The 10,070-nt window shown below is 49.9% G+C and carries 8 protein-coding genes and 1 tRNA gene; 3 read left to right on the top strand and 6 right to left on the bottom strand.

The genetic code is table 11. The features are described 5' to 3' along the window. The first annotated feature begins 475 nt into the window (after positions 1-475). Positions 476-2,515, top strand: coding sequence for a sulfatase-like hydrolase/transferase (locus Q0277_RS03865; RefSeq protein ID WP_297995801.1), 2,040 nt, complete (start codon positions 476-478; stop codon positions 2,513-2,515). Positions 2,516-2,687: 172 nt separating this feature from the next. Here the strand turns inward: Q0277_RS03865 and Q0277_RS03860 are convergent, their stop codons facing one another. Then, positions 2,688-3,404, bottom strand: a complete 717-nt coding sequence (locus Q0277_RS03860) for a transcriptional regulator (protein ID WP_297995800.1) — start codon at positions 3,402-3,404, stop codon at positions 2,688-2,690. Positions 3,405-3,546: 142 nt separating this feature from the next. On the opposite strand from Q0277_RS03860, the gene Q0277_RS03855 reads away from it, so the two are divergent. Then, positions 3,547-3,933, top strand: coding sequence for a RidA family protein (locus tag Q0277_RS03855; protein ID WP_297995798.1), 387 nt, complete (start codon positions 3,547-3,549; stop codon positions 3,931-3,933). Positions 3,934-3,941: 8 nt separating this feature from the next. Continuing rightward, positions 3,942-5,027 (top strand): threonine synthase, encoded by a 1,086-nt coding sequence (locus Q0277_RS03850; RefSeq protein ID WP_297995796.1) that lies wholly within the window; start codon positions 3,942-3,944, stop codon positions 5,025-5,027. Positions 5,028-5,438: 411 nt separating this feature from the next. Here Q0277_RS03850 and Q0277_RS03845 read toward each other — a convergent pair whose 3' ends face one another. From Q0277_RS03845 to Q0277_RS03825, 5 genes are all read right to left on the bottom strand, one after another. Further along, the gene (locus Q0277_RS03845) at positions 5,439-5,987 is read right to left on the bottom strand and encodes a GrpB family protein (protein ID WP_297995794.1); all 549 of its coding nucleotides are present in this window, start codon (positions 5,985-5,987) and stop codon (positions 5,439-5,441) included. A 35-nt stretch (positions 5,988-6,022) separates the two neighbouring features. Continuing rightward, positions 6,023-6,110: transfer RNA gene (locus Q0277_RS03840), tRNA-Ser, on the bottom strand. Between the two features lie 293 nt (positions 6,111-6,403). Then, positions 6,404-6,814 (bottom strand): GyrI-like domain-containing protein, encoded by a 411-nt coding sequence (locus tag Q0277_RS03835; RefSeq protein ID WP_297995803.1) that lies wholly within the window; start codon positions 6,812-6,814, stop codon positions 6,404-6,406. A gap of 27 nt (positions 6,815-6,841) precedes the next feature. Further along, on the bottom strand, positions 6,842-8,770 hold the full coding sequence (gene tkt / locus Q0277_RS03830) for a transketolase (protein WP_297995792.1): 1,929 nt from the start codon (positions 8,768-8,770) through the stop codon (positions 6,842-6,844). A 3-nt stretch (positions 8,771-8,773) separates the two neighbouring features. Next, on the bottom strand, positions 8,774-9,625 hold the full coding sequence (locus tag Q0277_RS03825; RefSeq protein ID WP_297995790.1) for a polyprenyl synthetase family protein: 852 nt from the start codon (positions 9,623-9,625) through the stop codon (positions 8,774-8,776). Positions 9,626-10,070 lie beyond the last annotated feature (445 nt).

Genomic DNA, 10,070 nt, shown 5'->3' with positions numbered 1-10,070 from the left:
AGATTTTCGCGCAAAAGGCTTGGCAGAATTGGAATTTCGCTCTTTTGCTGGGGGTGGAATGCATAAACGGTGTGTTTTTATAAATTTGCATCGTTTGAGCCGCTATAAATTTCACCTCCTCTCGGTTGTTAGGCGCATAAATTCATTCACAAGTTTTTGGGCTTTAATCGCATTAGATAATTTTAAAATTTATCGTAGCGACTTGTAGTCTATCCACAAAATTCTAAGAATTAGAATTTTAGAATAATGTCTTGCAATTTCACTCACAAATCCGCTTTATCTCAAAATTCCGCTGTCCAATTCCATGCCCCGTACCTTTAAAATTTAGCTGCAAAATTTAAAGCGTAAAAGCGCGCAAGTAAGCAAGCTCAAAGCTTTAAGCGGCTAAGATTGTGCCTTGATTTAAAGCGAAAATATGTCGCGCTACGTAGGATGCGCGTCGTCGCGTCCCTTCGTACGAGGCAGGAAAGATAAAATGAGAGAAAAATTTTATGCAGCGCTGGCAAACATGGGCGAGCTTGCGGCGCAGACGAAAGCGGGTAGGCTCATAGCGCGCTTGCTTATGAAAATCGACCGCGGCTTTTTTGCCGCGCTACTCGGACATCCCGTGTGGAGGGCATTTTGGCTAGCGACGGCGCTATGTCTACTTGCGTGCTGGGCTAAGATACATTATCAGATTAACGGACCCATCTTTGCCTACATCGCCGAGAGTTTCCCGGTGGTATTCATCATAAATTTGCTCATCTTTCACCTCTGCTATCTGCTTAGCGGGCGATTTTTTAAGCTCGTTTCGTTCGTGTTACTAGCGCTAATTGCGCTAATTGCGAGTGTGGCTTTATTTTTGATCGTAAATTTCGATTCAAGCTTCAACGTCGTGGCGATCGACGCGCTTGTGCATACCGATGCAGCAGAGACGCGCGAGTTTGTTTCGCAGTTTCTTAACCCTGCGACGATTTTGTATCTAGCGGTGCTGCTTGGCTGCATCTTTGCAGCGCTAAGAGCAGAGCGAAGAAAGGAGGAGCAAACGCATAGCGGTCTAAGATTGCTGCTAGCAGCGCTTTATCTTATCTATGGCACGATCTTTTGCGCGGATATTGCCGTCAAAGCTTCCCAGGGCAAGCAGGGCTATATAACCAAGCTATCGCAATACGTCCCGCTGGAGTTTGCCTTTACGATAAAAGACTATCTAAGCGATAAAAATTTCATCACCGATATGCGCGAAGTGCAGCTCGGATATGATGAGGCTAAGCGCGCGAACGAAAGCGTTTTAAAAAGCGGCGCAAATTCAGATCCGCAAAGCTCTGCTTTGGGCTCCGCGTCTGAAAATTCCGCGCCCGCACCAAGTGCTCAGGCGCAAAATTCCAGCTTAAATTTAAATTCTACGTTTGCTTCGGGCGCTGAGCCGCAAAGCTGGGGCGAGACTTTAAATTCTGCGCCGCAAAGCCCCAGCGTGATTTCAAATTCTAAAAACCCTGAGGCCGCTACAAACCCCGCCTTGCAAAAGTCTCGCGTCAAAAATATCATCCTAATAATCGGTGAGAGCTTGCAGCGCGGGCATATGTCGCTCTACGGCTACGGCGTTAAAAATACACCGCTTTTGGAGGGTCTCGAGGCGAGCGGCAATCTGATAAAATTTGGCGATACAATCTCGCCTTATGGCACGACTAATCAGGTGCTGATGCGGCTTTTAAATTTCAGCGATTACGAAAGCGAGCGCAAAAGGGCGTGGTTTCGCAACCTCAGCATCATCGATATGTTTAAGCTAAGTGGCTACCGCACCTTTTGGATTAGCAATCAAGAGGCTTTCGGCGCACATGCGTTAAGTGCTAAAAGCGCTGCCGATCGCGCGGACGCGGAATCCTTCCTCTCAAAGAGCAATCTTTACGAAACCGTCCGCATCAAGCCTGATGGAGTGCTGCTTCCACTCATAAATCAGGCGAAAGCGGGGCAGAGCGAGCGAAATTTCTACGTGATCCATCTCATCGGCAGCCACATGGATTACAGCCTGCGCTATCCCGAGGGATTTGGCAAGTTTAGCGCGGCGGATGTAAAGGCAAAACTTACTTCCAAGCAGAAAGAGGTCATAGCGTATTACGATAACAGCGTGCTTTACAACGATTTTGTCATAAATGAAATTTTTAAAATTTTTTCGGGTGATGACAGTCTCATCGTCTATCTTAGCGATCACGGAGAGAATTTATACGAAAATGGACGCCTTGGGCACGGCATGGAGAGCCGCTTTACTTACGAAATTCCGTTGCTTTTTATAGCCTCGCGCGAGTTTTTGAGCGATCATGCTAAGCTGTGGCAGAGGCTAGCTGCGGCGAAAGATAAGCCTTTTATGAGCGATGATTTAGCGCATCTGCTAGCAGATATCATCGGTGTCGCGCCACTTGAGTTTGACGAGCACAAAAGCCCGATACGAGCGGATTTCAATGCTTCGCGCAAGCGAATTGCTAACGGAGTCGATTATGACGAGAAATTAAAGAATACGAAGGGCTACGAGTTCGAGTAACAGATGAGTTTTGCTTTTATCCCATTACATGCTGTATAAATGAGGGATTAGTATGCTCTGATTTTTGATCGATTCATCAAATTTAGATTAAAATTTGCACCACTCCAATGGCTACGCTAATAAAAAGGCGCGCAACGCTTATTAAATTTGAGATCAAATTTATGCACCGCGGTTAGCTCTCCTTCTTTACCTCATCCATATACGAGTAAATCGTGACTTTCTGCGTCCTAAGCGCCTTTGCGACGAGCTCCACCGCACCTTTTACCTCAAAAATTCCTTTTTGCGCGAGGAATTTTACGATACGCTTTCGATCCTCTTTCTTCATCCCCTCCACATCCAGATCGTGCGTAGCCGATGCGATCAGGTCTTGGACGATGTCAAGGATATTTTGCTGTGAATCGTTAGGACTTTGCGTTTCTAAATTTACGCCGTCCTTTAAGCTCGCTTCATCTAATGCCGCGTTATCGCAGCCTCCGTCGGTAAAATTTGCGCCCTGCAGCTCCTTGCTATCGAGCTTTGCATTCGGCAGCAGATTTTTTATTACTTTGTATGCCGCGATGGCGCTTGAAGTATCGATATTTACACATAGCGCGCCTACTACTTTGCCGTCTGTGCCGCGGATCAGCGAAGTCGAGGAGCGTATGAGCTTGCCGTTTTGCGCGGTGAAGTAGTAGTTTGCGGTGCAGTCGTTTTCAAAATTTTTACTTAGCAACACGTCCTTTACCAGATGATCGAAGCTTTGACCTATCCTCCTACCCGTTACGTCGCCGAGGACGAAAACGACGGAGTTTTGCGGCGTGCTCATATCGTGGATGACCACCTCGCAATCGCCGATCGTATTTTTAATAAGGTGTGCAGTCGGTATAAAGGTCTGTAAAAGTTGATTCAATTCGGGCTCCTGAAATTTCATATAAAAAAATCTATAAATTTAGATTAAATTTTAGAATTTTTGCAAATTTATAGAAATACTTATATATTTTTAATAAATTTAGAGTAAAATTATATAAAATTTTATATGCAAAGGAGCTTAAATGAAAGAAATTTATCCAACCGGTTTCGCGCCGAAAAAGGCGCATTATGCGCCGGGCATCTTAGACGACGACGGCACGCTCTACGTCTCGGGGCAGCTAAGCGTGGATCCGCGCACGGGAGCCGTTGCGGAGGGTCTTGCTGAGCAGACCGCACAGGCTCTAAGCAACGTCGCGGCAGTGCTGGCCACCGCGGGCGCAGATAAAAACGATGTGCGGATGTGCCGCGTCTATACGCCGGACGTCGCGAACTGGGATGTGATCGACGAGCAGTACGCGCTGTTTTTCGGCGCGCACAAGCCCGCTCGCGTCGTGGTGCCGACTACGGCTCTACATTTCGGCTGCCTTGTAGAGATCGAGGCCGTCGCAAAAATAAAAGAGAAAAAATAGGAGCGAAAATGAGCGATTTCATCTGCACGGGCTGCGGCAAGCACGCGCCCATTGATACTTTGAGCTATAAATGCGACTGCGGCGGGCTGTATAAGCTAAACTCCGATGCGCCTAAATTTAACCCCGCGCTCGTAGATCAAAGCGAGTTTAGCATCTTTAGATACCGCAGGTTTATGGGCATCGATACGGCGAAATTTAGAGAAATTTCGATGGGTGAGGGGCTCACGGCGAGCGTGGAATTCGGCGAAGACCTCTATCTCAAGCTCGATTATGCGATGCCTACGCTTTCGTTCAAAGACCGCGGCGCGGCGGTTTTGGTGCTGCACGCCAAAAATATCGGCGTAAAAAAAGTCCTGCAAGACTCCAGCGGTAACGCGGGCAATGCCGTGGCGGCGTACTGCGCTCGCGCGGGCATCGAGTGCGAAATTTACGTCCCGAAGGGCACGTCGCCTAAAAAGATCGATATGATCAAAAGCCACGGCGCGCACGTCACGGTATTTGACGGCAGCCGCGACGAGACGGCGGATGCGTGCCGCAAAAAGGCCGCGCAGGAGCAGATCTATTATGCCAACCACGTTTATAATCCGATCTTTTACGAGGGCACGAAGAGCTACGTTTATGAGATCTACGAGCAGCTGGGCAGGATGCCGCGCAATATCTTTATCCCCGTGGGCAACGGCACGCTACTGCTGGGCGCTCAAGCGGCGCTGGGCGAGCTATATGAGGGTGGCTTTATCGAGGCGCTGCCAAAAATTTTCATCGTTCAGGGCGAGCATTGCGCTCCGCTTTTCGGCGCTAAAGTTACGGCGCGCGCGATAGAGCCGCAGCCGACGCTAGCGGAGGGTATCGCGATCGCAAGACCGATGCGCGCGGCCGAAATTCTTGGCTCTAGCTACGCGGGCGAGCGAGAGGTGATCTTAGCGAGCGAGAGCGACATACTGCCTGCCAGAGCGGCGCTTGCGCGCGGCGGATTTTACGTCGAGCACACGACCGCGGCTACCTACGCGGCGTATCTGCGCTACAAAGAGAGCCGCGATCTGCAAGGAGATAGCATCATTCCGCTTTGCGGCGCAGGGCTGAAGAGCGATCATTAAATTTAAACGCGCGGCGGATCTGTGCGACTAGCTAGCGGCGAGGAATTTAAAATTTTCGCCGCTTTAAATTTAGCGAGTTTGTGAGTTTGTTTTTGGTGAAATTCTAAAAATTTAACGACGCGTAGGCTTTTAAATTTAAACTTGTACCGAGGTGCAGGAACGCCTTTTGTTTGCGGTGTGATACGGCGATAGGTGATACGGCGCGTTTTGTGGACGACTTTGCCGTTAGCCGGATTTGTAAAATTTATCTACGATAATTGGGCGGTCGCCTTTAAAATTTGAAATTACGATTAAAATTTTATAAAAATAAGCTCACAAGGCGCAGCGCTATTCGCCCGTTTCATTTATAAAATTTGGACGTTTTATCGCTCTCGGCGAGCGAACTTATACGCAGAGATCAAATTTACGTGGTTATTTCAAATTTTCTTTAGCGATGCGCGTAAATTTAAGCACAAATTCGCTTTTCGCCGCAGTATAGGCGTCGCGGTCAAACTCATAGCGCTTGCAAAGCTCTAATTTAAGCGCCTCATACCGCTCGGCGATATCCGCATTCGCCCGCAAAAAATCTCTAAAAAATATCTCATCCGCATCGCCGAAATTTCGCAGATGCACGTGAAAAACGCGCTCAGCAAATCCCGCTTCGGTGTAGCCTTTATTTAGGCTGCAGCGGCTCCCCTTTTCGCTCATTAGCAGATAGCCCGCCTCTATCAGGCGCTGTTTGGCGGCGGCGATATCCGAGCACTCGATCAAAATATCTACGATCGGCTTCGCCCAGATCCCGCTTACCGCGGTGCTGCCGATATGATGAACCCTGATCTTGCCATGATCTCGCAGCAGGCCGTGCAGAATTTCGCGCTCCTGCCTAAAGTATTCACTCCAGCGCGGATCGTGCGGCACGAGACGTATCGGAAAGAGCCGCCACAACTCCTGCAGGCTCATCGAAAGGAGTTTATTGCTCATCTTAACTCCCGAGTATTGGGTGAAATTTGAATGAATGGCGGGTAGATAGGGATTCGAACCCCAGAAGGCTGACGCCTTACGCGCTTTCGAGGCGCGCTCCTTCGACCGCTCGGACATCTACCCGAATGAAAGTGTAATTTAAGCCAAAAATGGCTTAATAACAGATTTAAAAATGAAATTCCGCGTGAAATTTCGCCTGTTTTTGCGGGCGGGGGTTGAAATTTAATGGCGCAAATTTAGATTTCGTTTTAAATACACGGTTTAAGGTACGGCGCGGCTTTCGGCGTAAAATTTGCCTTCGCGCGCGTAGTTTTTTGGGCACGAAATTTTACCGCTTTATGGATGAAATTTTACGCAAAAGCTCATTGTCGCGGCGGAGAAAAATCACTCGCCGTTTATAAATTTCATGCGCCGCCCTACAAAACCGAGATAAAAATTTTGATCTCGTCTCCGCCGTAAAACTCAAAATCCGTTCCAAACGCTCTTTTTAGTTCGCCGGCCTCAAAAAAGCTCCAAATTTTGCCCCAAAACTTTGCTACGTTTTGCGGCTCATTTGGAAAACTAAAAACGGCGTATTTGCCGCTTTTGATCTCCAAGGCTTCGTCGCTGCGGGGCGCTTTGGTGCCGATAAAGATATTGTAAAGCCCGTCGGCGCCGTCTTCGTAATCGTAATAGACGCTGTAAATCTCGCTCCGCCCGTCATAGCACTCTTTCATAAATTCCGCCCACAGCGCGGGAATTTTGCCGCTCCCGCCTAGCTCGTCCGTGTTTTTCGTGCGGGCTTTTAACCCGTAAATTTTAAATCCGTCTAAATACGAAATTTTGATTTTTTCGCTCAAATTTTACCCTTTCCGCTACTGCTCTAAAAGCTCCCTTGCTTCTTTTGCGATCGCGACGTCGGTAAAGCCGAAAAGCTTAAATAGCTCGCTCGCGTTGCCGCTCTCGCCGAAGCTTTGCATGCCGTGTACCGCGTCTGCAAATTTATACCACTCAAGCGCGCTTGCGGCTTCGACGGCTAAAATTTTAGTTTGCGGCTGCAGGATTTGCGCCAAATAATCTGCGTCCTGCTCGCACAAAAGCTCGAAGCACGGCGCGCTTACGACGTTTGCGCCGATGCCTTGCTCTTGCAGGATCGCTGCCGCTTTTAGGCAGAGCGAAACCTCGCTGCCGCTTGCGATGAGCGTGATACGTGCCTCTTTGCTCTGCCTTAGCAGATACGCGCCGTTTTGCACGTCGCCCAAAACCGCCTTAGGTAGCGGCTCAAGTCCCTGACGCGAGCAGACGAACGCTACGGGGGCATTTAGAGTAAGCGCCGTACGCCAGCATTTTACGTTTTCATTGCCGTCTGCCGGGCGGAAGGTGTAGAAGCCGGGCATCGCGCGGAAGGTACTAAGCTGCTCGATAGGCTCGTGCGTCGGCCCGTCCTCGCCCACGCCGATGCTGTCGTGCGTGAAGACGAAATAGTGTCGCAAGCCCATCAGCGCCGCAAGTCTAGCGCCCGTCTTGAGATAGTCGCTGAAGATAAAAAACGTCGCGCTAAATGGGATGAAAAGTCCGTACCTCGCAAAGGCGTTGCCGATCGCCGCCATCGCGTGCTCGCGGATGCCGAAGTGTAGATTTTTGCCGCAAGGAAAGTCGCCGCCACCTTTTAGCTCGGTCTTGTTCGATGCTGCCAAATCCGCGCTTCCGCCCAAAAAGCCGGGCACCGCGTTTGCGATGGCGTTTAAAATTTTACCGTTGCTATCGCGCGTGGCGACCTTAAGCCCGCTAAAATCAGGGAATTCTATCTTGCTAAAATCGGGATTTAAAAGCTCGTTTAAAAGCGCTCTTTTCTCATCGCTTAGTTTTGCGAGCTTCTCTTTCCAAAGCCGCTCTTCCAAATCGCCCTTTTCGACTGCGGCGCGCGTTTCAAAAAGTACATCCTCGCTTACGACAAAGCTTTGGGCGGGATCAAAGCCCAGGCTTTGCTTAGCGCGCGCAAGCAGCTCCTCTCCAAGCGGCGCGCCGTGCGTCTTGGCCGTGCCCTCAAGCTCGAGCGCGCCCTTGCCGATCGTGGTGTTTGCGATGATGAGGTAGGGTTTGGTTTTGTTTTTGACCTCGTCAAGGACAAATTCTATCTGATCGAAATTATGCCCGTCGATGCGCGCGACCTCAAAGCCTTGCGCCTCAAATCGCACCTTCACGTCCTCAAACCATGCGATATCGGTGCTGCCGTCGATCGTGATGCCGTTAGAATCATAAATTATCGTGAGGTTATCGAGGTTATGTCTGCCCGCAAGCGCGCACGCTTCGTAGCTGATACCCTCCTGCAGATCGCCGTCGCCGCAGAAGCAATAGACGCGGTGATCGATAATCTCGTTTCCTCCCTCGTTGAGCAGATGTGCGGCGTATTTCGCGGCCATCGCAAATCCGACCGCGTTTGCGACGCCCTGTCCGAGCGGTCCGGTAGCGATCTCGACGCCCGGGGTAGCGATCTCCGGGTGACCGGGAGTTTTAGAGTGTAGACGCCTGAAGCTTTTGAGATCGTCCATGCTCAAATCGTATCCGCTAAGATAGAGGTAGCTATACACGAGCGCGCTTGCGTGCCCGCCTGAGAATACGACGCGGTCGCGGTTCAGCCACGCGGGATTTTTGGGATTGTGGCGGACCTTGCTCATAAAGACGCTCATTATGTCGCTTAGCCCCATCGGCGTGCCGGGGTGGCCTGAGTTGGCGCTCTGGATCATATCCGCGCTTAGAAATTTGATCGTGTTTGAAATTTTACTTAGCTGCTCGCTCGACATTTTTCATCCTTTCAGGTATTTTTCTATCAAATTTAAAACCAAATCGCGCAGGCTCGCATCATAGCCGCTCATCGCGCCGCTTACCTCGTCTATTAGACGCTGCTTGTAGCTTCTAGCGCCCGCAAGTCCGAGTAAATTTACGAAGGAATTTTTCGCGCCGTCCGCTCCTACGGGCTTGCCTGCGCTTGCTTCGTCGCCTGTGGCGTCGATGATGTCATCCTCGATCTGAAATATGAGACCTAGCTTCAGTCCGATTTTATAAAGCTCATGCGCGAGCTCGTCCTTTAGCCCGCCGATTATGGCGCCCAGCTCAAACGCCGCAGCGATGAGCGCACCCGTTTTGTGCAGATGCAAAAACTCGAGCTCGCTTTGCTTTAGCGGGCTGCTTTCAAAACAGCAATCGATAGCCTGACCCAGCACCATGCCGCTGCTGCCTGCGTTTCGCGCTAGAGTTTTAATGCATTTTATCTTGATCTCGTCGCTTAGGTTCGCGCTCGCGGCGATCAAAAAAGCGTCTGTATTTAGCGCATCGCCCACTAAAATCGCCGTGACCTCGTCGTATTTTTTATGTAGGCTTGGCCGTCCGCGGCGCAGATCCGCATCGTCCATCGCGGGCAGATCGTCGTGGATAAGCGAGTAGGTGTGGATCATCTCAAGCGCCATCGCCATCGCCAACGCGCCCTCAAAGCGCCGTTCATCCACTGCCGAGACGACGCCTAGCAGCAGCTGCGCGCGAAAATGCTTCCCGCCCGCCTGCAGCATGTAATTGAGCGCATCCTCAAAGTACGGATGAAAGCTAGGCGCCTTCAGCTCGTTGCGCTTCAAGTAATCTTTAAATTTTTCTAAAATATCCATCAAATTCCTATCGCATGGTTGGGCTTTAAAGCCGCTTTTTACGCGTGGCTCGTTCGGCTACTCTTACTTTCCTGTGTTTATCAGCTTTTACGCTCGTTTCGTTTGCCGCGCTCGTGCTTTTTACTGTTTGTTTTATGACATTTAGCTGTGTCTTGCGTGCCGCTAAATTTTATCACTTTTCTGCTTGCTAGATAAAAAACGACTGAAACACGTCGCAACCGCCGCTTATAAATTTTAAACTCTCCGATCGGTTGCTTCGCAAATTCTAAAACTATAAAATTTTAAAATTTCATCCGACCGGTCTGTTTAAATTTACCGACTCAGCCGCAAATTTCTAAATTTAAACGATCCGTCAAATTTAAGCTCGCTTGCAAAACCGGCTCAGCCCTTATCGCCAAGCAGATCACCCAATCCGCCGAGCCCTCCTAGCATGGACGCTGCGGCG

The sequence above is a fragment of the uncultured Campylobacter sp. genome (genome assembly GCF_938030815.1).
Classification (GTDB): domain Bacteria; phylum Campylobacterota; class Campylobacteria; order Campylobacterales; family Campylobacteraceae; genus Campylobacter_B.
The sequence above is the reverse complement of the archived record's forward strand: the minus strand, read 5'-3'. Positions and strand labels throughout refer to the sequence as shown.